Below are 21102 nucleotides of genomic sequence, written 5' to 3' on the forward strand. Positions count from 1 at the left end.
GTGCAGCCCCGCACTGTCATGGTCGGCGATATCGCGGTCGCCAATGACCGGCCGCTGGCGCTGATCGCCGGCCCCTGCGCGATGGAATCACGCGCGCATGCGCTGGAGACGGCGCAGGCCCTGGTCGAGATGACAAGCGCGCTCGCCATGCCGCTCATCTACAAGAGCAGCTTCGACAAGGCGAACCGGACGTCGGTCGATGCCGCGCGCGGGATCGGACTCGCCGCTGCGCTCGACATCTTCGCCGAGGTGAAGGTCCGTTTCGGCTGCCCCGTCATCACCGATGTACATGAGGCCGGTCAGTGCGCCCCCGTGGCCGAGGTAGTGGACGTGCTGCAGATCCCCGCCTTTCTCTGTCGCCAGACCGATCTTCTGCTTGCAGCCGCGGGCACCGGGCGTGCCGTCAATGTAAAGAAAGGGCAGTTCCTCGCCCCCTGGGACATGGCGAATGTCGCGGCCAAGCTGATGAGCACCGGCAATGAGAAAGTGCTGCTTACCGAGCGCGGCGCAAGCTTCGGCTACAACATGCTCGTCAGCGACATGCGCGCACTGCCCATCCTTGCCGAGACCGGGTGCCCGGTGGTGTTCGACGCGACGCACAGCGTCCAGCAACCCGGCGGGCGCGGCACGAGCTCCGGGGGCGAGCGGCGTTTCGTCCCCGTCCTGGCGCGAGCGGCGGTCGCGGTCGGCGTGGCGGCGGTCTTCATCGAGACGCATGAATCGCCCGACCGCGCGCCAAGCGATGGCCCGAACATGGTCCCGCTGGATGAGCTGCCCGCGCTTCTCGCTGATCTTCAGGCCTTCGACCGGCTGGCCAAGAACCGGACCTGAGGCCGGAAGACATTAGCTGCGAAAGCTTTGCCGGTCGGATCTTTCGCGACCGGCCGGCAATAGGTCGTGCCGCCTCAAATGCCTGTGACGGATAACACCGGCGCTCCCGCGACCCGTAACTTTCAGAAACCGCCGCCGGTGAGCTTCTGGCAGATCATGTCCAGCTGTTCGAGGCTGGAATAATTGAGCGTCAGTGAGCCCTTGCCGTTCTCGAACGCGATGCCGACCTTGAGGCCGAGCAGATCGGAAAGATGCTGCTCCATCGCGACGAGATCGGGGTCGCGAGCCCCGCCAGCATTGCTTGTTTCTTCACGTGGAGAACGCCCTTCCCGCTTGAGCCGTACGAGCTTCTCCGTTTCGCGCACGGACAAGCCTTTATGCGCGATGTCGCGAGCCAGTTGCGAGCAGTCGGAGACCCCGATCAGCGCGCGCCCGTGCCCCATGCTCAGCTGGCCGCCCATCACGAGATCCTGCACATCGTCCGGCAGGTCCAGGAGGCGCATCAGGTTGGCGATGTGGCTGCGAGACTTGCCGACGATCCGCGCCAGCGCATCCTGGCTATGCTGGAACTGGTCGATCAGCCGCCGATAGGCCTGCGCTTCCTCGATGGGGTTCAGGTCCTCGCGCTGGATATTCTCCACCAGCGCGATTTCCAGCGTCTCGGCCTCGCTGAAATCCCGAACGATCGCCGGAATTTCGTGAAGCTGTGCTTTCTGCACGGCGCGCCAGCGCCGCTCGCCCGCGACGATCTGATAGCGCCCGCCGCTGACCGGGCGCACGATGATGGGCTGGATCACCCCGCGCGCGCGGATGCTCTCCGCCAGTTCATCCAGCGCCTGCTCGTCGAACTGCCGACGCGGCTGTTCGGGATGCGGCGCGATGCGGGAGACCGGCAGGAACTGGACCGAGCGATTATTCTCTGGCCGCCCGCCCTCCGCACCGTCATTGCTCACCGGCACGTCTTGCGTCACGTCGCCCAGCAAGGCCGAGAGGCCGCGTCCCAGCGGCCGCCGCGCTTGCGCCCGGTTGGTCACGTCACCTTCACTCATGCCGCAACCTCCGCCTTGGGCAGCTTTTCGATCAATTCCCGGGCCAGCGCCATATAGGCCTCCGATCCAGCGCAGCGCATATCGTAGATGAGCGCCGGCACGCCATGACTAGGCGCCTCGGAAAGGCGCACGTTGCGCGGAATCACGGTCTTGAAGACGAGATCGCCCAAGCACGCGCGCACATCCTCTGCCACCTGCTCGGTCAGCCGGTTCCGCCGGTCATACATGGTCAGCGCCACCCCAAGGATCGACAAGTCCTCATTGAAGCGCGCACGGATACGCTCGAATGTCTGAAGCAGTTGGGACAGACCCTCCAGCGCAAAGAATTCGCATTGCAGCGGCACGAGAATGGACTGCACTGCGACCATGGCGTTCACCGTAAGCAATCCCAGTGACGGTGGGCAATCGATGAGACACACGTTCCAGCGATGCGTCCCGGCCGATTGCAGCGCATTGAGGAGACGATGGGTGCGCTGTTCCACTTCGATCAGCTCGATCTCCGCGCCGGACAGGTCCTGCGTTGCGGGGATGATATCCAGGCCGGGCACCAGGCTGCGAATGACCGCGTCATCAATGGTGCAATCGCCCATCAGCAGATCATAGCTGGACCGCTTGCGATCGCGCACCTGCACGCCGAGCCCTGTCGACGCATTTCCCTGCGGATCAAGATCGATCAGCAGGGTGCGATGGCCTGTCGCTGCAAGCGCGGTGGCGAGATTGATTGCGGTTGTCGTCTTGCCGACCCCGCCTTTCTGGTTCGCGATGGCAATGCTGATCATGACCGTCCTCGCGCGCCGCGAGATCTGGTTGCCGCTCGCTTCGGGCGCTGGCGAAGCGATGCTGCACTGCGGGGTGCCGGGCCCCGCCCGGGCCTGTGGAGGTCCTTGATTGTCACGACGACACTTTCGGGATCGGTGATGCTATGTTCCACGTGAAACATAGCTTGCCAGTCCTGACGAATGTTTTCCAGTTCCTTCTCGCCATTTCGGCCCTTCGGCAGCAACCAAAGCGTTTTTTCATCCGAAAGATGAGAAGCGCTCGGCAGAAGACGATCGAGCGGAGCGTAAGCGCGCGCAGAAATGACGGCTGCCGGTGCCTCCACATCAACGCGCTCGACCTTTCCCGTCATGACCTCGACATGTGCCAATCCCAGCGCGTCCACACAGCGCTGAAGAAACGCGCTCCGCAAAGGCCTGACCTCGATCAGCTTCACAGGACCCGATCGGAGGCACGCCACGACCATGCCGGGAAATCCTGCACCCGTGCCCAGATCGACCCATGCGCCCTCACCTCCCCCGGTGCCTTCGGCAAGAGACAGGAGCTGGGCCGAGTCCACGATATGGCGCGCCCAGAGATGCTCCCGGCTTGCCGTCGATATCAGATTCTGTCGTTCCGATTCTTCGAGCACCATATCCGCAAAAGCCCGCAACCGCTCACCCGCTGCCCCCTGCCACCAGCCATGCCCATCAAGCCACGCTTTCGCTTCGTTTTCGGTCATGCCGCATGCTGCCGAATGGCCACGAGAAGTGCTGCCAGGGCTGCGGGCGTTATGCCCCTGATTCGCGCCGCGGCACCCAGCGTCTCGGGGCGCGCTAAAGTCAGGCGTTCGACCATCTCCGTGCTCAGGCCCCCGATCGCGCCATAGTCCAGATCGCCCGGCAGTCCGATCGCCTCATTCGCACGCAGCGCACGCACCTCGGCATTCTGGCGCTCCACATAGGGCGCGTAGACGGCATCCTGTATGAGCTCGTCCAGAAGCTCTCCGTCGCCCGCCTCTTCCAGGGCCGGGGCCACCTCCAGGAGATGATCGACCGTCACCGCGGGAAAGCGCGCCCACTCGTGCAGCGGGCGTTTGACTCCGTCATCCTTCATATCGGCACCAGCCGCGCGCAATATGTCCGCTCCCACAACTGCGCCGAGAGCCTGGACAGCTTCTTCCCGGCGTACTTCCCGCTCGTGCCACCAGAGTTCACGCTCCTCCCCTAACAAGCCGAGTTCGCGCCCGACAGGCGTCAGCCGTGTGGCTGCATTGTCGGCACGGAGCCTCAAGCGAAACTCGGCGCGTGCGGTGAGCATCCGATAGGGCTCCGTAATCCCCTGCAGGCACAGGTCATCCACAAGAACCCCAAGATAGCTTTCCGCCCGATCAAGAATGAGAGGCGCAAGATCGCGCGCATGAGCAGCCGCATTGGCACCCGCGAGCAAGCCCTGCGCGGCCGCTTCCTCATAGCCCGTCGTTCCGTTGATCTGCCCTCCTAGGAAGAGTCCCTGCATCGCCCGCAGCGCGAGCCGCCTGTCCAGCGCGCGCGGATCGATATGGTCATACTCGACCGCATAGCCCGGCACCGCAACCTCGACTTGGGCAAGCCCGGGCAATGTCCGGAGAAATGCGCGCTGAACGTCCGCCGGCAGCGATGTGCTGAGACCATTGGGATAGACCAGATGCGTGTCCAGACCCTCTGGCTCCAGAAAGACCTGATGCCCATCCCGGTCGCCAAAGCGGATGATCTTGTCCTCTATGGACGGGCAATAACGCGGCCCCCGTCCCTCGATATCGCCCGAGAAGAGCGGCGACTGGCCGAGATTATCCCGAATGATCGCATGGGTATGCTCGTTTGTACGGGTGATGGCGCAGCGCAGTTGCGGCAAGCTCTGCCTGCCCTCTCCGCCCAGGAACGACATGGTCCAGTGTTCGCTATCGCTCGGCTGCTCCTCCAGCGCGGACCAGTCTATGGTTCGGCCGTCAAGTCTGGCCGGGGTGCCTGTCTTGAGGCGTCCCATCGGCAGATCCAGCTCACGAAGCTGGCGCGCCAACTGGCTCGCGCCATGCTCATCGATCCGCCCGCCCTCGATGCGCTCCGCACCCCGAAACATCAGGCCACCGAGAAATGTGCCGGCCGTGAGCACGACGGCGCGGCCCTCAACACCGGTGCCATCCGCAAGGACGACGCCGCTCACCATCCCTCCTGCACGCTGCTGGAGCGCAGCGACCTCGCCACGCAGGACGTGAATGCCTCTCTGCTTTGCCACCGCGCTTTGCACCGCCGCGCGATACAGCCGGCGATCAGCCTGCACTCGGGGACCCCGCACGGCGGCACCCTTACTGGCATTCAGCATGCGCCGATGGATGGCCGCTGCATCGGCGGCCCTGGCCATGATGCCGTCGAGGGCATCGATCTCGCGAACGAGATGCCCTTTGCCAAGGCCACCAATGGAAGGGTTGCAGGACATCTCGCCGATCCGAGCCGGATCGGCCGTGATCAGCGCGACGCTGGCCCCGCGACGCGCAGCAGCGGCCGCAGCCTCGGTCCCTGCATGACCGCCGCCGACAATGATGACATCGAAACCGTCCATAGCTCGCCTCTAGAACGCATGGTCGAAATGGTCAAAGCGGAACGGGCGTGGCGTCAGTGTTCCACGTGGAACAACATGAACGCAGTCACTTTCCGATGCAAAATCCGGAAAAGACCTCATCGAGAACGGCGTCGGTGGTGGATCGGCCGGTGAGCTCATCCAGGGCGGCCAAAGCCTGCCGCAGGCATTCGCCCACGAGAATCTCATCATCCAGTTCCCCGGCTTCGCCGACGGACAGCGCCGCACGCCCCACAATCTCTCGTTGACGTTGCGACAGGGCATAATCTCCCGGAACTGGCAGGAGCAACATTGCCTGCGCACAAACAGCCCCGATCAGCTGATCCATCCCCTCGCCCGAAATAGCGGAAATCGCGAGGCCTTCGCCATGACCTTGCCCGAGATCCGCCTTGGCCTGAACGCAAATCACGTATCCCGTGACGCCAGGGCGATCTGCCGGGTCGCCAAGCCACAGGATGACATCCGCCCCTGCAAGAAAAGCCGATGCCCGGGATATGCCGATACGCTCGATCTCGTCGCTCGAATCCTCGCGCAGCCCCGCCGTATCCGCAAGGATGATGGGAATGCCATTCAAGGAAATCGTGGCCTCGATCACATCCCGCGTCGTGCCGGCATGCGGTGAGACGATCGCCGCTTCCCGCCCCACCAGATAGTTGAACAAGGTGGATTTACCGGCATTGGGCGGCCCGCCAATGGCTACCCTGATGCCTTCCCGCATCCGTTCGGCACCCGGCCGGGCCAGTTCGCTTTCCATATCGCGGGCGATCACTCCGCAGTCCTCTGCAAGCGCATCGCTTATGGCTCCGGCGCGCGACACATCATCCTCATCGGCAAAATCAAGCCGGGCTTCCACCTGCGCGGCGAGCCGCGTGAGCGCCTGCGTCCACGTGGAAATACGCTGCGAAAACTGCCCGGCCATCATCGCCATCGCGGTGCGGCGCTGAAGAGCCGTCTCGGCGGCCAGCAGATCACCCAGCCCCTCGATAGCCGCCAGATCGGTCCGGCCATTCAGGAAGGCCCGTCGCGTAAATTCGCCCGCCTGCGCAGGGCGCAGACCCGGTAGGGCCGCCAGCGCCGCTTCGATACCGCGCACCACGGCCCACGACCCATGACAATGAAGCTCCGCCATCGGCTCGCCCGTCTCCGTCCGGTCTCCCGGAAAGCAGATGAGCAGACCCTCGTCCAGCAGCTCCCCACTCGCCGGATCGACGAAGCGCCGCAGACCCGCCTGGCGCGGCGGGGGCAGATCGCGCGTGGTCAGCCGTCGCGCAGCTCCGAGAGCGTCCGGACCCGAGAGCCGAATGACGGCAATGGCCGCCGGCGGCCGGCCACTCGACAAGGCAAAGATGGTATCGGGGCTCGCCATGGAGAATGAACCGCGAGAGACGAGAGCCTCAGCCGTCCTTCTTCGCGGGACCCCCGGCGGCATTCATGCCGAGGTCCATGAAGCTGGAGAACAGCTTCATGCCAGCGTCGCCCAGCGGCGAAAGACTGCGGAACATGCGCTCCATCTGCTCGAGATTGGTCTGCCCGCTCATCGTGTCGAGAACGGTCTGGATATAGAGGTCATGGATCGGCTTCATGTCCGGCAGGCCCAGAAAGGTGCGGGCTTCCTCGGGCGTGCATTGCACATCGACATTGAACTTCATGGTCGCGATGCTCCGACTGTGATCCGCCTGCTGCTGCCATGCCCGATCTTCGGGTCTTTGGCCACCAGCTTGCTGGCAACAGGGCCGCCGCAAGGCAGCGCCCTGTTGCCCCGTTCCTACTGGAACAGCTGCAGCAGACCGATCTTCTGGTCAGTGATGCCGGTGTAGATCATCGTCACCGCGACATAGAGGATCACCAGAAGGCCGATCCAGGCAATCCAGCGGTAACGCTCGATATATTTGGCGATGACATTGGCGGCGAGGCCCATCAGAGCCACTGCGAAGACGAGGCCGATCATCAGGATGCCCGGATGTTCGCGCGCCGCGCCGGCGACAGCCAGCACATTGTCGAGACTCATCGAGACGTCGGCGATGGCCACGGCCCAGGCCGCGCCCAGGAAACTCTTCGCCGGCTTGAGGCCGCTGCTTTCGTCGCCTTCGATCTCGGGCGATCCGGGGCTTTCCACCGCTGCGGCGCCATGGCCGATCTCGCGATACATCTTCCAGGCGACCCAGAGCAGCAACACACCGCCCGCGAAAACCAGTCCGATGACCTGCAGGAGCTGCGTGACCACCAGCGCGAAGCCGATGCGCAGCACCAGAGCGGCGATGATGCCGATCAGGATCACCTGGCGGCGCTGGTGGGCGGGCAGGCCCGCCGCCAGCGCGCCAATCACGATCGCATTGTCGCCGGCCAGCACGACGTCGATGAGCAGCACTTTGCCGAAGGCGGACCAGGCGCTGAGGTCGCCCGAGAAAAGATGCGCGATATCCGCGACGATGAGGTTCCAGATCTCGGTCATGACGAAGTGATAACCCCCGGCTCGCCTACTGGTTCATTGTGGCGAAGAAATCCTCGTTCGTCTTGGAATCCTTCATCTTGTCCAGCAGGAACTCCATGGCGTCGATCGTGCCCATCTGCATGAGGATGCGGCGCAGCACCCACATCTTAGAGAGCTTGTCCTTCTCGACCAGCAGCTCTTCCTTGCGGGTGCCGCTCTTGCCCACGTCCAGCGCCGGGAAGATGCGCTTGTCCGCCACCTTGCGGTCAAGCACGATCTCGCTGTTGCCGGTGCCCTTGAACTCCTCGAAGATCACTTCGTCCATGCGGCTGCCGGTGTCGATCAGCGCGGTGGCGATGATCGATAGCGAACCGCCTTCCTCGATGTTGCGCGCGGCGCCGAAGAAGCGCTTGGGCCGCTGCAGCGCGTTGGCGTCGACACCGCCGGTCAACACCTTGCCGGAGCTGGGAACGACCGTGTTGTAGGCGCGGCCAAGGCGCGTGATCGAGTCGAGCAGGATGACCACGTCCTTCTTGTGCTCGACGAGGCGCTTGGCCTTTTCGATCACCATTTCGGCGACCTGCACGTGGCGCGTGGCGGGCTCGTCGAAGGTCGAGGAGACGACCTCGCCCTTCACGCTGCGCTGCATGTCGGTGACTTCCTCGGGCCGCTCGTCGATGAGCAGCACCAGCAGGAAGACTTCGGGATGATTGTCCGTGATCGCCTTGGCGATGTTCTGCAGCAGCACGGTCTTGCCGGTGCGCGGCGGCGCCACGATGAGCGCGCGCTGGCCCTTGCCCTGCGGCGCGATGATGTCGATCACGCGCGCCGACTTGTCCTTGACCGTGGGGTCGAGTGTGTCGAGCTTCAGCTTCTCGTCGGGATAGAGCGGCGTCAGATTGTCGAAATTGACGCGATGGCGCACCACGTCCGGATCGTCGAAATTGACGCTGACAAGCTTGGTCAGCGCGAAATAGCGCTCGCCATCCTTGGGCGCACGGATCTCGCCTTCCACCGTGTCACCGGTGCGCAGGCCGAAGCGACGGACCTGATTGGGGGAAACGTAGATGTCGTCGGGACCAGCGAGATAATTCGCTTCCGGGCTGCGCAGGAAGCCGAAACCGTCCGCCAGCACCTCGATGGTGCCCAGACCCATGATCTGCTCGCCATTTTCCGCCTGCTCCTTGAGGATGGCGAACATGAGATCCTGCTTGCGGAGCGTCGATGCGCCCTCCACGCCCAGTTCTTCCGCCATGGCGACGAGTTCGGCAGGCGCTTTGCGTTTGAGATCCTTGAGATGCATTTCGAGAGTCCGGAAATTGGCGTGTGGAGCCAGATGGAAGGATTTTTTGCCGGATTCGCCATTCGACGGCGTGGGGAACGCGCGGGTCGCGATCCGGAAAGGAACAGCTCCGAATTAGGGGCTCGCCCGCCCCAAGTCAAGCGACCGGAGACGGGGTGGAATTCAGCACGGATATGCTGTCTTAGTCCTTGAGAATATGAAGGATTTCTTCCGGATCGGCGCGGTCTGCGATCACAGTGTTCACTGGCGCATGCGGATCGGCCCGGCCGATCGAGAGGCCGCAATAGAGGGTCAGATGGTCCGGGACGCCAAGCTGCGCACGCACCGTGCTGTGAAAGACGGACCAGCTGATCTGCGCGCAGCTGTCCAGCCCGGCCTCGGTCAGCAACAGCATCACCGTCTGCAGATAGATGCCCAGATCCGCCCATTGCGAAGGCCCTGCCGCCTTGTCGATGAACAGGAACATCGCGGCCGGCGCACCAAAGGCCTGGTGGTTGTTGTAGACGTAGCGCAGCCGACCGTCATGATCCTCGCGAGCGATGTCCATGGCGGCATATTGCCGTTCCCCGCAATGAAAGCGGCGAGCGGCATAAGGGTCTTCCAGCGGCTCGGGATAGACCGGGAAGGGCCGCTCGTCGAAGGCGGGCGGAACGACGCTGCGTGCCCGCGTCGCGTCCCGGAGCGCCTCGAGCCGGGCACCGGTCACCAGCCACACATGCCAGGGCTGGATATTGCTGTTGGAGGGTGCCCGCAGCGCCTTGCGAAGCACCGTCTCCAGCAGGCTCTGGTCGATCGGCTCGGGCAGGAACGCACGGATGGACCGGCGGCTGGCGACAGCATTGCTCACGTCCATGGTCAGAAGGGCCGCACGATCACAAGGATGACGACGAAAGTGACCAGAAGCGCGGGCACTTCGTTGATCATCCGCAGCCGCTTTTCCGGCCAGGGCCGCTGCCCTGCGGCGAGCTTCTTCGAATAGCCCACCATCCAGCCGTGGAAGCCCGAGAGGATGAGCACGAGCAGCAGCTTGCCGTGGAACCAGCCCTGGCTCCAGGCGCCGATATGGAATGCCAGCATCAGGCCGAAAAGCCAGACGAGCACAAGCGAGGGATTCATGATGATGCGGCGAAGCCGGCTTTCGCGCTCGATCCAGGCGAGATCCTCGGGCGATCCCAGGTTCGTCTGCTGATGATAGACGAAATAGCGCGGCATCATGAACAGGCTGGCCATCAGGAAGATGACGAAGATGACATGGGCCGCCAGAACCCAGGGATAGGCGGCGCCCAGAAATCCGATGCCCGGCAGGATCGACATGGAAAGTCTCGTTTCTCTTTGCTTGCGGCTTGCCCGACCGCTGCCTTCTAGAACCGCGCGAGGAAAATTGGAACGGCCGGAATCACGGATCGCCGCAACGCCTCCGGACTGTAGCTCAGCCGCGCACGCGCCGCACCAGCCGCTCGACATGCTCGATCGGCGTATCGGGCAGGATGCCATGGCCCAGATTGAAGATATGCGGGCGGTCCTGCAAGGCTTCGAGGATCGTGTCGACCGCGCGGTCCAGCGTCTCGCCTCCGGCAATGAGCGCGAGGGGATCAAGATTGCCCTGCACCGGCAGCCCGGCCGGCAGCGCCTTATGGGCCCAGACGGGATCGATGGTCTCGTCCAGTCCAAGCGCGTCGACGCCGGTTCCCGCAGCATAATCGGGCAGCTTCGCGCCTGCGCCCTTGGGGAAGCCGATGACCGGCGTTTCGGGATGGCGCGCCTTGAGCGCTGTCACGATCGCTGCGTTGGGCGCGATCACCCACTGGCAGAACTGTTGCGGGCTGAGCGATCCCGCCCAGCTGTCGAAAAGCTGCACGGCATCGACGCCTGCCTCGATCTGGGCCGAGAGATAATCGACCGTCGTTGCCACGATCGACTCGATGATGGCGCCGAACCGGGCGGGCGCCTGATAGGCCATGCGCCGGGCGGCGGCGTGATCCTTGCTGCCCGCGCCGGCCACCATATAGGTCGCCACGGTCCAGGGGCTGCCGGCAAATCCCAGGAACGTGGTCTCGGGCGACAAGGCCTGCTTCACCTTGCGGACGGTCTCGATGACCGGCGCGAGGCGCTGCGGCGCGGCCTGAAGCGTCGCAAGCTCGGCCTGCGCGAGCGGTGGCGCGAGGCGTGGTCCTTCGCCCGCCTCGAACCAGAGGTCCTGCCCCAGCGCGTGCGGCACCACCAGAATGTCGGAAAAGAGAATGGCGCCATCGAAGCCGAACCGGCGGATGGGCTGGAGCGTCACTTCGGCGGCCGCCTCGCTGTCATAGCACAGGTCGAGAAATCCGCCCTTTTCCGCGCGCAAGGCCCGGTATTCGGGAAGATAGCGCCCGGCCTGGCGCATGAGCCAGAGCGGCGGGCGGCTGGGCCGCTGTCCGCGCAGAACGCCGAGCAGGGGCGGCAGGACAGTCCGGTCATCCACGAGTCTATATCCTGAATCTAAGTTAAAGAGGGTTGTTGGAATCTGTTGGGGCGTGGAAGCCGGGCATTATTGCTTCCTCCGCCTTTTGCCAACAGCTTGACCTTTCGGTTGCCGCGGCCACGCGATGAGTCCCGGCATTCATCCACATTTCCCACAGCCTGTGCGCAAACCGGTCCTGCTGTGGACAAGTGATCGAGTCGCGATCGCCGTAGCGCGGACGATTTCGGGTCGGCCTTTCATCCACTGCCCTGTCCCTTGCCTTATCCGGCATTTATCCACATGGTTCCCCGCATGGATCGGCTGAACCTGCATCTGCTTTCGGACTCTACCGGAGAAACGCTGGAACATATCGGCAAGGCGGCGATCGCGCAGTTCGAGAATGTGGAGACGATCCGTCATTTCTGGCCCATGGTGCGCTCCGAGCAGCATCTGGAACGCATCATGGAGGAAGTCGGGCGCAATCCCGGCATGGTGCTTTTCACGCTGGCCAACCAGTCGCTGCGCCGCAAGCTGGAGAGCAGCTGCCGCGCCATGGGCATTCCCTTCGTCGCGCCGCTCGATCCGGTGACGGATGCCATGTCGAATCTTCTCGGTCAGGAGACGCGCAACCGGCCCGGCCGCAAGCATGTGCTGGACGAAGCCTATTTCGCGCGGATCGATGCGATCCAGTTCACCATCGCGCATGATGATGGCGTCGGCTGGGAGAATTGGGAGGAAGCGGACATCGTCCTCGCGGGCGTGTCGCGCACCTCGAAGACGCCCACCAGCATCTATCTCGCCAATCGCGGCTACAAGACGGCCAACATCCCGCTCGTGCCCGAATCGCCGCCGCCGCCCAGCCTGTTCAAGCTCCGGCATCCGATGGTCGTGGGTCTGACGGCAGGCGCCGAGCGGCTGGTGCAGGTGCGTCGCAATCGGCTGCTTTCTCTCAACCAGGCGCCGGCCACCCCTTATGTGGATATCGAGCGGGTCAACAGCGAGGTCGCGCATGCGCGCCGCATGTTCGCCGATCAGGGCTGGCCCGTCATCGACGTCACCCGGCGTTCGATCGAGGAGACGGCGGCGGCGATCGTCAATCTTTATCAGGAGCGGCTCAAAAATCTCGCCGCCGGGCTGGGCAGTTCGCTTCCGGTATGAGCGGGCCGCGTCTCCTGCTGGCCTCGCAAAGCGAGAGCCGTCGCCGTCTGCTGGAGCAGGCCGCGGTCCCCTTCGAGTTGGTCGAGGCCGGCATCGACGAGGACGCTGTCAAGGGCGCGCTGGAGGCGGAAGGCCTTGGCGCGCGGGACCTTGCCGATGCGCTGGCCGAATGGAAGGCCCAGCGGCCCTCGATGCGCCATCCCGGCGATTTTGTGCTCGGCTGCGACCAGACGCTCGAGCTGGATGATGGCAGCCGGGTCGACAAGGTCGCGACACGGGAGGAAGCAGCCGCACTGCTGGAGCGGATGAGCGGCCGCGCGCACAAGCTGCACAGCGCGGCGGTGATCGCGCAGGGCGGCGCGCCGCAATGGCGCCACATCGAGAGCGTGACGCTTCACATGCGGCCGCTGAGCATCGCGTTCATCGACCGCTATCTCGCGCTCGATTGGGATGCGTGCCGGTGGTGTGTCGGCTGCTACCGGGTGGAGGGGCCCGGCGCCCAGCTCTTCTCCCGCATTTCCGGCAGCCTGTTCGCCGTGCAGGGCCTGCCCCTGCTGCCTTTGCTCGACTATTTGCGCACACGCTCTATCTTGCCGGCATGAGCCAGCAACGCCCTTATGCCGAAGTGATCGGCGATCCCATCGCGCACAGCAAGTCGCCGACCATCCATAATTTCTGGCTGGAGGCGCTCGGCATCGATGCCGAATATCGCAAGACGCATGTGCGGCCGGACGAGCTTGCTGCCTATTTCCTGCGCCGGCGCGCCGATCCGGACTGGCTGGGCTGCAACATCACCATTCCGCACAAGGTCGCGGCGCTGGAGTTCGTTGACGATCCGGGCGGTGTGCGCGAGCGGATCGGCGCGATCAACACCGTCGCCTGCGAGACGGGTGGGCCGCTGATCGGCACCAATACCGATGCCGGCGGCTTCCTCCAGCCGCTGCTGGCGCGCAAATGGCAGGGCAGCAGCGCAATCCTTGCCGGCACGGGCGGCGCAGCGCGCGCCATCGGCTTCGCGCTGCGTTCGGTGGGCGTGAGCGCGATCACCATCGTCGCGCGCGATGCCGCAAAGGGCCATGCCCTGCTGGAAAAGCTCGGCATGGAAGGCGATGTGCAGGATTTCGCGGCCCCGCTGCCCGCTGCGGATCTGCTGGTCAATTCCTCCTCGCTCGGCATGGTCGGCCAGCCGCCCTATCAGCCCGATCTGCGCGCCTTGCCGGACCGGGCGGTCGTCTATGACATCGTATATGCGCCGCTTGAGACGCCCCTGCTCGCTGCTGCCCGCGCGCGCGGGCTCGAGACGGTGGACGGGCTGGAAATGCTCATCGGCCAGGCGGCGCTTGCCTTCGACATCTTCTTCGATGCCGATGCCCCGCGCGCGCTCGATGCGGAGCTGCGCGAACGCCTGCTCGCGCCCGCCTGACCGCCGTCCATGCCCCATCGCCCTTTCAGGCTCGGCCTCACCGGATCGATCGGCATGGGCAAGTCCGCCGTGGCCGGCATGATGCACGCCATGGGCGTGCCGGTGTTCGATGCCGATGCGCAGGTGCACCAGCTGCAAGGCCCGGGCGGCGCGCTGATCGGCGCCATCGAGGCGCGCTTTCCCGGCACCACCGGCCCGGGCGGCGTCGACCGGCAGGCGCTGGGCACGCGGGTCATTGGCCAGCCGGACGAAATGGCGGCGCTGGAAGCCATCGTGCATCCGGCCGTGCGGGCGGCCCGAAGCGATTTCCTGGCCCGGCATCGCGCTTATCCGATCGTGCTGCTCGACATTCCCCTGCTGTTCGAGACGCGGGCCGAGCGCGGGCTGGACATGGTCGCGGTCGTCTCCGCGCCTTTCTTCCTCCAGCGCCGCCGGGTCATGGCGCGGCCGGGAATGACGGAGGCGCGCTTCCGCCGGATCCGCGCCAGCCAGATGCCCGATCACGTCAAGCGCGCGCGCGCCGATGTGGTGATCGAGACGGGCTGTCCCAAATGGCGGACAAGAGCGCAGGTGCGGGGCCTGATTGCTTGCCTTCGCCGGTCGCTGGTCCGATAATGCCAACCCCACGAGTCTAGAGCGACAATGCGCGAAATCGTCTTTGATACCGAAACCACTGGCCTTGATCCGCTGACCGGGGATCGGCTCGTCGAGATCGGCTGTGTGGAGCTGGTCAATCGCATTCCCACCGGCGCGACTTATCATTGCTATTTCAATCCGGAGCGCGCCATGCCCTCGGCGGCCGAGGCCGTGCATGGCCTGTCGGACCGGTTCCTGGCGGACAAGCCGCGCTTTGCGGAGAAGGCCGCCGAGCTGCTGGACTTTCTGGGCGACGACAAGCTGGTCGCGCACAATGCCCGGTTCGATTTCGGCTTCCTCAATGCGGAGCTGGAACGCTGCCGGCTACCGCTCGTTGATCTCGAGCGCATGATCGACAGCCTGACCATCGCCCGCACGCTCCATCCCGGGGCCAAGCACAGCCTCGATGCGCTGTGCTCGCGCTACGGCATCGATCGCAGCCACCGCGTCAAGCATGGCGCCTTGCTGGACGCCGAGCTGCTTGCGCAACTCTATATCGAACTGACCGGTGGACGGCAGATCGGCCTTGGCCTGGTGGCGGAGGCGCAGATCGTGGTCGGCACGAGCGCGGCCGTTCTGCGTCCCGCCATGGCTGGCCGCGCGCCGCGTCCGCCCCGCCCCTTTTTCCCCAGCGAAGCGGAACTGGCGCGCCATGCGGCCTTTCTCGACAAGCTGGACAATCCCATCTGGCGGGATGGCGTGGCCTAGGGCAACGGCCCGGGGTCCCGCCATCCCGCTTACACAGGCCATCAAGGCCCAAGAAGAAGGAGAAAGTTGATGGACATCCGCGTATCGGGTCACCAGGTCGACACCGGTGAAGCCCTGCAGGAGCATGTCTCCACGCGCTTGAAGGCCATTGCAGACAAATATTTCTCGCGCACCATTTCCGCGAGCGTGACGTTCAGCCACGCCCCGCATGGTGCCTTCCGCTGCGATATCGTCTGTCATGTCATGTCCGGACTCATCCTGAAGGGCGCCGGTGAGGCGCATGACGCGCACCACTGCTTCGACCAGGCCGCCGAACGCATCGACAAGCAGCTGCGCCGCTACATGCGCCGCCTCAAGGACCGGCATGAGCAGACCGCCGCTGCCGAGGCGCAGCGCGACGCGACGGATACCATCGATGATGCGAGCTATGTCGTCTTCCAGTCGAGCGGAGAAGACGATGCGGACGAGATCGCCGACGCGCCGGTGGTGATTGCCGAGATGCGGGTGGATATCCCCCGGGCAAGCGTGTCGGACGCGGTGATGATGCTCGATCTGCGCAACACCAACGCGCTGCTCTTCGTGAACAGCGGCACCGCTGCGTTCAACATGGTCTACCGCCGCAATGACGGGACGATCGGCTGGGTCGAACCCCCCAAGTGACTGCCGGCGGCTGATCGGATGATGCGGGGCGGGAATGACGCTGCCTCGCTCGGATGGCGTTCGCTGGGCCGACCAACGACCCCACCCCTGCCCGGCGGCGGGGGTGGCGGTTGACCCCAGAGGCTATAAGCTCTATGGGGCCCCACGGTTTCTCCCCGCGGCAGCGCAGGGCCGGCTCGCCAGCATCCGACATCATCTGCAGGCCGCCGCAGGACACAGGTTGAACATGGATAATTTCAGCGACTTGCTGGCAGCGGACGCTGTTTCGTCTGCGGTCACGCTTCCCAACAAGAAGCAGCTTTTCCAGAAGCTCGGGCAGCTTGCGGCCGACGCCTACGGCCTCGACGCCACCGAAGTGATCGAGCGCATCACCGAGCGCGAGCGGCTGGGTTCCACCGGTTTCGGCGGCGGCATTGCCATCCCCCATGCCAAGCTCGATCATCTGGACAAGGTGCATGGCGTCGTCGTCCTGCTCGCCGAGCCCATCGCATTCGATGCGATCGACGAGGCGCCCGTGGATGTCGTGTTCATGCTGCTCTCCCCGGCGGACAGCGGCGCGGAGCATCTCAAGACCCTGGCGCGCGTCTCGCGCCTGCTGCGCAACGAGCGCCACCTTGCCCGTATTCGCGGCGTGCGCTCGGATGCCGCGCTATATGCCCTGCTCGCCGGCGGCGAGACGCGTGACGCTGCCTGAGGGCATGGCGCCCTCCGGCGAGGCCGCCCATTTTCGTGCGCTTGAGCGGCTATATGCCTCGGCGCGGATCAACCAGCTCTTTCCCTCCCGACTCTCGGTCACTGCGCCAGGGGAAGCGCGCATCGCCTTTGATGTGAACGAGAGTTATTTCCATGCCGGTGGCGCTACCCATGGCACGGTCTATTTCAAGATGCTCGATGACGCGGCCTTCTATGCCGCGAACAGTCTGGTGAGCGATCGTTTCCTGCTCACCACGGCCTTCAACCTGTTCTTCACGCGCCCGCTCCGCGCCGGTCCGGTCGTGGCGGAGGGACGCTGGCTGAGCGGAAAGCGGCGCGTCTATGTCGCCGAGGCGCGGCTGATCGACAGCGAGGGCGAGGAAGTCGGTCGCGGCACCGGCACCTTCATGCGCTCCACCATCGCGCTCGCCAGCCTGCCCGGCTATGCCGAAGCGCCATGAGCAGCCGGCCGACGACGCAGTTCCTGGTCGGTGCGCTCGTGCGCGCCGTGGAAGCGCAGGGTGGCATGGCCGCGGTGCTTCACAAGGGCGAACCGGAGAGTGGCAGCATTGTCGTGCAGCTCGTTGAAAAGGGACGAAATCATGGCTTCTACGAGCGCGTGACGGCGCTGTCGGGCGCTGTGGAACTCACCCCCTGCGGGCCGCGAAATATGGATCAACCATTTGAAATGATGGAATATATCGAGAGGCGTGTGCGTTCGGACCCCGATATCTGGTTCGTGGAACTGGATGTCGCAGAGGGGGAACAGCTCGCCGCCGCGATCCTCTGCGCTGCTTGACAATACAGCGCCCAGCGGCAAAGAGCGCCTCCACTCCCGCGCAGGTTGCCCAGGCGGTCACGGGGACACGCCATGGCAAACACGCAGACGGGGGGCGGACCGGAGCATCGAGTGATCGCATGACAAATGCGGCCCGGGCTTCGTCATCCGACCCACCGCCATATTCTGAAGGTTCATGCCCAACACTACTGTCATCGCCGCATTGACGGCGTTTGGACTCATGTCGTCCACTCTCGCGCTGGCTGAAGTCACGGATACTTCGCCGGCCGTCTTCGAGGTTCCTGCTACTGTGAACGCGCCAGCCGCGCTTCCGGTTCCGGTTGAGCCCGATACGTCTCTTTCGTCCGATGCGGGCTTCTCGCCGCTCGCGGATCCCGAGCAGCCCGACAGCCTGCCGGAACTGGTCGCCGCCGTCGATGAGCGGGGCGCCCTGAGCGAAGACGAGCATTGCCTCGCGACCGCCATTTATTACGAAGCGCGCAGTGAGAGCCTGTCCGGCCAGCTTGCCGTCGCCAATGTCGTCCTGCAGCGCGCCAAGTCTGGCCGCTTCCCCACCAGCCTGTGCGGCGTGGTGACTCAGCCCGGCCAGTTCAGTTTCGTGCGCAGCGGTCGCCTGCCCGACGCGCCCGAGACGGCGCCCCAGTGGCGCACCGCCAAGGCCATCGCCGAGATCGCGATGGAAGGCAGCTGGGAAAATCCCGTGCAGGGCGCTCTCTTTTTCCACAGCACCCGGGTTCAGCCGGGCTGGAACCGGGCGAAGCTGACGCGCATCGGGGGCCATGTCTTCTACCGATAAGGCGGTCTTGCGGGGGCCGGATGCGTTCCGGCCCCTTGTTCTTGTTCCTGTCTTGTTCTAATCAGGGTCAATGGATTTCGTTTCCGGCCCTGACCTTGTTCTCCAGACCGCATTGCTCGAGGGTACGGCCCCGGCAGTGACGCGCGGTGTCCTGCGCCTGTTCGCCCGGCATGATATTTTCGGCGTCGCGGAAGTGCCACTGCCCAACGGCCGGCGGCTCGACATCATGGCGGTGGACGCGCGCGGCAGCATCATCGCGGTGGAGATAAAGTGCAGCCGGGCGGATCTGCTCGGCGATGGCAAATGGCCGGATTATTTCGACTATTGCGACCGCTATTTCTGGGCGGTGCCGGCAGGGTTCGATCTCTCGCTGTTCGAGGGCGAGGCGCTCTGGCCGGGGCGCACCGGGCTCATCGTCGCGGATCAATATGATGCCGAGATCGTCCGGGCCGCGCCCAGCGAGCCGCTCAGCCCCGCGCGTCGCAAGGCGGAGGTCCAGCGCCTTGCCCGCCGCGCCGCCCGCCGCCTCGCGCAGCTGGCCGATCCCGAGGGGCAGATACTCTGGGGCGAAGGCGCCTGACGCCACGAGCCGGCTGCTCGCGCACCGGAATCCATGGACAAGCGCGCCGGAACATGCATCCATGTCTGCAAAGGATGCAATCGCCAGCCCGGGCTCCCGGCCAATAGGGATAGGCTGCTGCCAATTCCCAACTTGGTATGTGGCCGGTCCGCCGCTTGCGGTCAGTCCGGCAAGAGTCAGGAGAGAGCGCCTTGAATCAGACCGTCTATCCCGTTTCCGCCGAATGGCGGCAAAGAGCCTATGTCGACGCGGAGGCTTATGCCCGCCTCTATGCGCAGTCCCTCAGCGATCCGGAGGGCTTCTGGCGGGAGCAGGCGCAGCGGCTGGACTGGATACGGCCCTTCACCCAGGTCAAGGATACGAGCTTCGACGAGGCCGATTTCGGCATCCGCTGGTTCGCGGACGGCAGCCTGAACATCGCCGCGAATTGCCTCGATCGCCATCTGGAGACGCAGGGCGATGTGCCGGCCATTCTCTGGGCAGGCGACGATCCGGCCGAGAGCCGCACGATCACATATCGCGAGCTGCATGCGGAAGTCTGCCGCTTCGCCAATGTGCTGAAGGCCAAGGGTGTCCGCAGGGGCGATCGCGTCACCATCTACATGCCGATGATTCCCGAGGCGGCGATGGCGATGCTGGCCTGCGCGCGCATTGGCGCCATTCACAGTGTGGTGTTCGCCGGCTTCTCGCCGGAGAGCCTGGCGGGACGCGTCACCGACTGCGATTCGAGCGTCATCATCACGGCCGACGAGGGCCTGCGCGGTGGGCGGAAGATCCCGCTCAAGGCCAATGTCGACGAGGCGCTGGGCCATTGCACGGCGTGCGCGACGGTCATCGTCGTGCGGCGCACCGGCGGCCCGGTGACCATGGTGCCCGGCCGGGACCACTGGTATCATGAGTTGCGCGAGAGCGTGCCCGCGGATTGCCCGGCCGTGGAGATGGGCGCGGAAGACCCGCTGTTCATTCTCTACACGTCCGGGTCCACCGGAAAGCCCAAGGGCGTGCTGCACACGACGGGCGGCTATCTGCTCTGGGCGGCGCTCACCCATCATGTCGTGTTCGATTACAAGCCGGGCGAGATCTACTGGTGCGCGGCGGACATCGGCTGGGTCACGGGGCACAGCTACATCGTCTACGGCCCGCTCGCCAACGGCGCGACGACCGTGATGTTCGAGGGCGTCCCCACCTACCCCGATTTCAGCCGCTTCTGGCAAGTGGTGGACCAGTTCGGGGTGAACATCTTCTACACCGCGCCCACCGCGATCCGCGCGCTCATGCGCGAGGGCGACGAATGGGTCCGCAAGGCCAGCCGCAGCTCGCTGCGCCTGCTGGGATCGGTCGGCGAGCCGATCAATCCGGAGGCGTGGGAATGGTATTATTCCGTGGTGGGCGAGCGTCGTTGCCCGATCATGGACACATGGTGGCAGACGGAGACCGGCGGGCACATGATCACCCCGCTGCCCGGCGCCATCCCGCTCAAGCCGGGCAGCGCTTCGCGGCCCTTCTTCGGCGTGCAGCCGCAGGTCGTCGATCCGGAGGGTCGTGTCCTGGAAGGCGCCGTGGAAGGCAATCTCGTCATTGCGGACAGCTGGCCGGGGCAGATGCGTACTGTCTGGGGCGATCATGAGCGCTTCTTCCAGACCTATTTCTCCACCTATCCCGGCAAATATTTTACCGGGGACGGCTGCCGGCGCGATGCGGACGGGGATTACTGGATCACCGGCCGCGTGGACGACGTCATCAACGTCTCGGGCCATCGCATGGGCACGGCGGAAGTCGAGAGCGCGCTCGTCGCTCATGCCAAGGTCGCCGAAGCTGCCGTTGTGGGTATGCCCCATGACATCAAGGGCCAGGGCATTTATGCCTATGTGACGCTCAATGCGAACGAGGAAGGGGATGATGCGCTGCGCGCCGAGCTGGTGCGCTGGGTGCGTCATGAGATCGGCCCGATCGCGACGCCGGACGTCATCCAGTTCGCCCCTGCCCTGCCCAAGACCCGCTCGGGCAAGATCATGCGCCGCATCCTGCGCAAGATCGCGGAGGATGCGGTGGACCAGCTGGGCGATATCTCCACGCTCGCCGATCCGGGCGTGGTCGATCATCTCGTGGCGAACCGGCATCGCGCCATCGCCTGAACCGCCGCCGCGCGCGCCCGTCTGGTCCTGCCGGCGCGGCGCGCGCGAGGCGCGTTGACAAGATTTCAAGGTTGCGACATAAAATTAC

At 64.9% G+C, this 21102-nt stretch carries 24 protein-coding genes; 13 read left to right on the forward strand and 11 right to left on the reverse strand.

Annotated elements, in window-relative coordinates; all coding sequences use genetic code 11:
* Window positions 1-18 precede the first annotated feature (18 nt).
* Entirely contained in the window at window positions 19-831 is an 813-nt protein-coding gene (gene kdsA / locus HNP60_RS19500) for a 3-deoxy-8-phosphooctulonate synthase (RefSeq protein ID WP_184157206.1), read from the forward strand.
* 122 nt (window positions 832-953) lie between these two features.
* On the opposite strand, the gene HNP60_RS19505 is transcribed toward kdsA, so the two are convergent.
* From HNP60_RS19505 to hemE, 11 genes are all read right to left on the reverse strand, one after another.
* Window positions 954-1880 carry a ParB/RepB/Spo0J family partition protein gene (locus tag HNP60_RS19505; RefSeq protein WP_184156706.1) on the reverse strand — a complete coding sequence of 309 codons (927 nt, stop codon included), beginning with the start codon at window positions 1878-1880 and terminating at the stop codon, window positions 954-956.
* A complete protein-coding gene (locus HNP60_RS19510; RefSeq protein ID WP_184156708.1) occupies window positions 1877-2659 on the reverse strand; it encodes a ParA family protein in 783 nt (260 codons plus the stop codon). The genes HNP60_RS19505 and HNP60_RS19510 overlap by 4 nt, the downstream gene beginning before the upstream one ends.
* On the reverse strand, window positions 2656-3378 hold the full coding sequence (rsmG, locus tag HNP60_RS19515; protein WP_184156710.1) for a 16S rRNA (guanine(527)-N(7))-methyltransferase RsmG: 723 nt from the start codon (window positions 3376-3378) through the stop codon (window positions 2656-2658). The genes HNP60_RS19510 and rsmG overlap by 4 nt, the downstream gene beginning before the upstream one ends.
* Window positions 3375-5234: a tRNA uridine-5-carboxymethylaminomethyl(34) synthesis enzyme MnmG gene (gene mnmG, locus HNP60_RS19520; protein ID WP_184156712.1), complete on the reverse strand. Its 1860-nt coding sequence runs from the start codon at window positions 5232-5234 to the stop codon at window positions 3375-3377. Before mnmG ends, rsmG begins: the two co-directional genes overlap by 4 nt.
* 85 nt (window positions 5235-5319) lie before the next feature.
* The gene (gene mnmE, locus HNP60_RS19525) at window positions 5320-6618 is read right to left on the reverse strand and encodes a tRNA uridine-5-carboxymethylaminomethyl(34) synthesis GTPase MnmE (RefSeq protein WP_184156714.1); all 1299 of its coding nucleotides are present in this window, start codon (window positions 6616-6618) and stop codon (window positions 5320-5322) included.
* Window positions 6619-6646: 28 nt separating this feature from the next.
* Entirely contained in the window at window positions 6647-6901 is a 255-nt protein-coding gene (locus HNP60_RS19530; RefSeq protein WP_184156716.1) for a DUF6489 family protein, read from the reverse strand.
* Between the two features lie 116 nt (window positions 6902-7017).
* The gene (locus HNP60_RS19535; RefSeq protein ID WP_184156718.1) at window positions 7018-7704 is read right to left on the reverse strand and encodes a TerC family protein; all 687 of its coding nucleotides are present in this window, start codon (window positions 7702-7704) and stop codon (window positions 7018-7020) included.
* A gap of 25 nt (window positions 7705-7729) precedes the next feature.
* Window positions 7730-8986 (reverse strand): transcription termination factor Rho, encoded by a 1257-nt coding sequence (gene rho, locus HNP60_RS19540; RefSeq protein WP_014078219.1) that lies wholly within the window; start codon window positions 8984-8986, stop codon window positions 7730-7732.
* A gap of 181 nt (window positions 8987-9167) precedes the next feature.
* Complete coding sequence (locus HNP60_RS19545; protein WP_014078221.1) at window positions 9168-9839, reverse strand: nitroreductase; 672 nt, start codon at window positions 9837-9839, stop codon at window positions 9168-9170.
* Window positions 9840-9841: 2 nt separating this feature from the next.
* Window positions 9842-10282: a CopD family protein gene (locus HNP60_RS19550; protein ID WP_184157208.1), complete on the reverse strand. Its 441-nt coding sequence runs from the start codon at window positions 10280-10282 to the stop codon at window positions 9842-9844.
* A gap of 133 nt (window positions 10283-10415) precedes the next feature.
* Window positions 10416-11447 (reverse strand): uroporphyrinogen decarboxylase, encoded by a 1032-nt coding sequence (gene hemE, locus HNP60_RS19555; RefSeq protein WP_184156722.1) that lies wholly within the window; start codon window positions 11445-11447, stop codon window positions 10416-10418.
* A gap of 291 nt (window positions 11448-11738) precedes the next feature.
* Between hemE and HNP60_RS19560 the strand changes: the two genes are divergently transcribed.
* The 12 genes from HNP60_RS19560 (at window position 11739) to acs (ending at window position 21014) form a co-directional block, all read left to right on the forward strand.
* Complete coding sequence (locus HNP60_RS19560; RefSeq protein WP_014074328.1) at window positions 11739-12584, forward strand: pyruvate, water dikinase regulatory protein; 846 nt, start codon at window positions 11739-11741, stop codon at window positions 12582-12584.
* Complete coding sequence (locus HNP60_RS19565) at window positions 12581-13186, forward strand: Maf family protein (RefSeq protein WP_184156724.1); 606 nt, start codon at window positions 12581-12583, stop codon at window positions 13184-13186. The genes HNP60_RS19560 and HNP60_RS19565 overlap by 4 nt, the downstream gene beginning before the upstream one ends.
* Window positions 13183-14007 (forward strand): shikimate dehydrogenase family protein, encoded by an 825-nt coding sequence (locus HNP60_RS19570; RefSeq protein WP_184156726.1) that lies wholly within the window; start codon window positions 13183-13185, stop codon window positions 14005-14007. Before HNP60_RS19565 ends, HNP60_RS19570 begins: the two co-directional genes overlap by 4 nt.
* 9 nt (window positions 14008-14016) lie before the next feature.
* On the forward strand, window positions 14017-14622 hold the full coding sequence (gene coaE, locus HNP60_RS19575; RefSeq protein ID WP_184156728.1) for a dephospho-CoA kinase: 606 nt from the start codon (window positions 14017-14019) through the stop codon (window positions 14620-14622).
* 27 nt (window positions 14623-14649) lie between these two features.
* The gene (gene dnaQ / locus HNP60_RS19580; RefSeq protein ID WP_014074332.1) at window positions 14650-15351 is read left to right on the forward strand and encodes a DNA polymerase III subunit epsilon; all 702 of its coding nucleotides are present in this window, start codon (window positions 14650-14652) and stop codon (window positions 15349-15351) included.
* A 69-nt stretch (window positions 15352-15420) separates the two neighbouring features.
* The gene (gene hpf / locus HNP60_RS19585) at window positions 15421-16011 is read left to right on the forward strand and encodes a ribosome hibernation-promoting factor, HPF/YfiA family (protein WP_184051923.1); all 591 of its coding nucleotides are present in this window, start codon (window positions 15421-15423) and stop codon (window positions 16009-16011) included.
* A gap of 226 nt (window positions 16012-16237) precedes the next feature.
* Window positions 16238-16705: a PTS sugar transporter subunit IIA gene (locus HNP60_RS19590; RefSeq protein ID WP_184156730.1), complete on the forward strand. Its 468-nt coding sequence runs from the start codon at window positions 16238-16240 to the stop codon at window positions 16703-16705.
* A complete protein-coding gene (locus tag HNP60_RS19595) occupies window positions 16665-17165 on the forward strand; it encodes a PaaI family thioesterase (RefSeq protein ID WP_184156732.1) in 501 nt (166 codons plus the stop codon). The genes HNP60_RS19590 and HNP60_RS19595 overlap by 41 nt, the downstream gene beginning before the upstream one ends.
* Window positions 17162-17503, forward strand: a complete 342-nt coding sequence (locus tag HNP60_RS19600) for a DUF1491 family protein (protein WP_184156734.1) — start codon at window positions 17162-17164, stop codon at window positions 17501-17503. Before HNP60_RS19595 ends, HNP60_RS19600 begins: the two co-directional genes overlap by 4 nt.
* A 175-nt stretch (window positions 17504-17678) precedes the next feature.
* On the forward strand, window positions 17679-18299 hold the full coding sequence (locus tag HNP60_RS19605) for a cell wall hydrolase (RefSeq protein WP_184156736.1): 621 nt from the start codon (window positions 17679-17681) through the stop codon (window positions 18297-18299).
* Between the two features lie 70 nt (window positions 18300-18369).
* On the forward strand, window positions 18370-18879 hold the full coding sequence (locus HNP60_RS19610) for an MmcB family DNA repair protein (RefSeq protein ID WP_184156738.1): 510 nt from the start codon (window positions 18370-18372) through the stop codon (window positions 18877-18879).
* A gap of 191 nt (window positions 18880-19070) precedes the next feature.
* Window positions 19071-21014 carry an acetate--CoA ligase gene (acs, locus tag HNP60_RS19615; protein WP_184156740.1) on the forward strand — a complete coding sequence of 648 codons (1944 nt, stop codon included), beginning with the start codon at window positions 19071-19073 and terminating at the stop codon, window positions 21012-21014.
* Window positions 21015-21102 lie beyond the last annotated feature (88 nt).

Origin of the sequence: Sphingobium lignivorans (assembly GCF_014203955.1) — a bacterium.
GTDB classification, from domain to species: Bacteria; Pseudomonadota; Alphaproteobacteria; order Sphingomonadales; family Sphingomonadaceae; genus Sphingobium; species Sphingobium lignivorans.

What these genes read in the sequence shown, in the direction of transcription:
- HNP60_RS19610 (WP_184156738.1), top strand. Translation starts at nt 18,370, where the DNA reads ATGGATTTCGTTTCCGGCCCTGACCTTGTTCTCCAGACCGCATTGCTC.
- hpf (WP_184051923.1), top strand. Translation starts at nt 15,421, where the DNA reads ATGGACATCCGCGTATCGGGTCACCAGGTCGACACCGGTGAAGCCCTG.
- rho (WP_014078219.1), bottom strand. Translation starts at nt 8,986, where the DNA reads ATGCATCTCAAGGATCTCAAACGCAAAGCGCCTGCCGAACTCGTCGCC.
- mnmG (WP_184156712.1), bottom strand. Translation starts at nt 5,234, where the DNA reads ATGGACGGTTTCGATGTCATCATTGTCGGCGGCGGTCATGCAGGGACC.
- HNP60_RS19535 (WP_184156718.1), bottom strand. Translation starts at nt 7,704, where the DNA reads ATGACCGAGATCTGGAACCTCATCGTCGCGGATATCGCGCATCTTTTC.
- HNP60_RS19595 (WP_184156732.1), top strand. Translation starts at nt 16,665, where the DNA reads ATGCCCTGCTCGCCGGCGGCGAGACGCGTGACGCTGCCTGAGGGCATG.
- HNP60_RS19570 (WP_184156726.1), top strand. Translation starts at nt 13,183, where the DNA reads ATGAGCCAGCAACGCCCTTATGCCGAAGTGATCGGCGATCCCATCGCG.
- HNP60_RS19565 (WP_184156724.1), top strand. Translation starts at nt 12,581, where the DNA reads ATGAGCGGGCCGCGTCTCCTGCTGGCCTCGCAAAGCGAGAGCCGTCGC.
- coaE (WP_184156728.1), top strand. Translation starts at nt 14,017, where the DNA reads ATGCCCCATCGCCCTTTCAGGCTCGGCCTCACCGGATCGATCGGCATG.
- HNP60_RS19505 (WP_184156706.1), bottom strand. Translation starts at nt 1,880, where the DNA reads ATGAGTGAAGGTGACGTGACCAACCGGGCGCAAGCGCGGCGGCCGCTG.
- HNP60_RS19530 (WP_184156716.1), bottom strand. Translation starts at nt 6,901, where the DNA reads ATGAAGTTCAATGTCGATGTGCAATGCACGCCCGAGGAAGCCCGCACC.
- dnaQ (WP_014074332.1), top strand. Translation starts at nt 14,650, where the DNA reads ATGCGCGAAATCGTCTTTGATACCGAAACCACTGGCCTTGATCCGCTG.
- HNP60_RS19560 (WP_014074328.1), top strand. Translation starts at nt 11,739, where the DNA reads ATGGATCGGCTGAACCTGCATCTGCTTTCGGACTCTACCGGAGAAACG.
- HNP60_RS19545 (WP_014078221.1), bottom strand. Translation starts at nt 9,839, where the DNA reads ATGGACGTGAGCAATGCTGTCGCCAGCCGCCGGTCCATCCGTGCGTTC.
- kdsA (WP_184157206.1), top strand. Translation starts at nt 19, where the DNA reads ATGGTCGGCGATATCGCGGTCGCCAATGACCGGCCGCTGGCGCTGATC.
- mnmE (WP_184156714.1), bottom strand. Translation starts at nt 6,618, where the DNA reads ATGGCGAGCCCCGATACCATCTTTGCCTTGTCGAGTGGCCGGCCGCCG.
- HNP60_RS19600 (WP_184156734.1), top strand. Translation starts at nt 17,162, where the DNA reads ATGAGCAGCCGGCCGACGACGCAGTTCCTGGTCGGTGCGCTCGTGCGC.
- HNP60_RS19590 (WP_184156730.1), top strand. Translation starts at nt 16,238, where the DNA reads ATGGATAATTTCAGCGACTTGCTGGCAGCGGACGCTGTTTCGTCTGCG.
- rsmG (WP_184156710.1), bottom strand. Translation starts at nt 3,378, where the DNA reads ATGACCGAAAACGAAGCGAAAGCGTGGCTTGATGGGCATGGCTGGTGG.
- HNP60_RS19605 (WP_184156736.1), top strand. Translation starts at nt 17,679, where the DNA reads ATGCCCAACACTACTGTCATCGCCGCATTGACGGCGTTTGGACTCATG.
- HNP60_RS19510 (WP_184156708.1), bottom strand. Translation starts at nt 2,659, where the DNA reads ATGATCAGCATTGCCATCGCGAACCAGAAAGGCGGGGTCGGCAAGACG.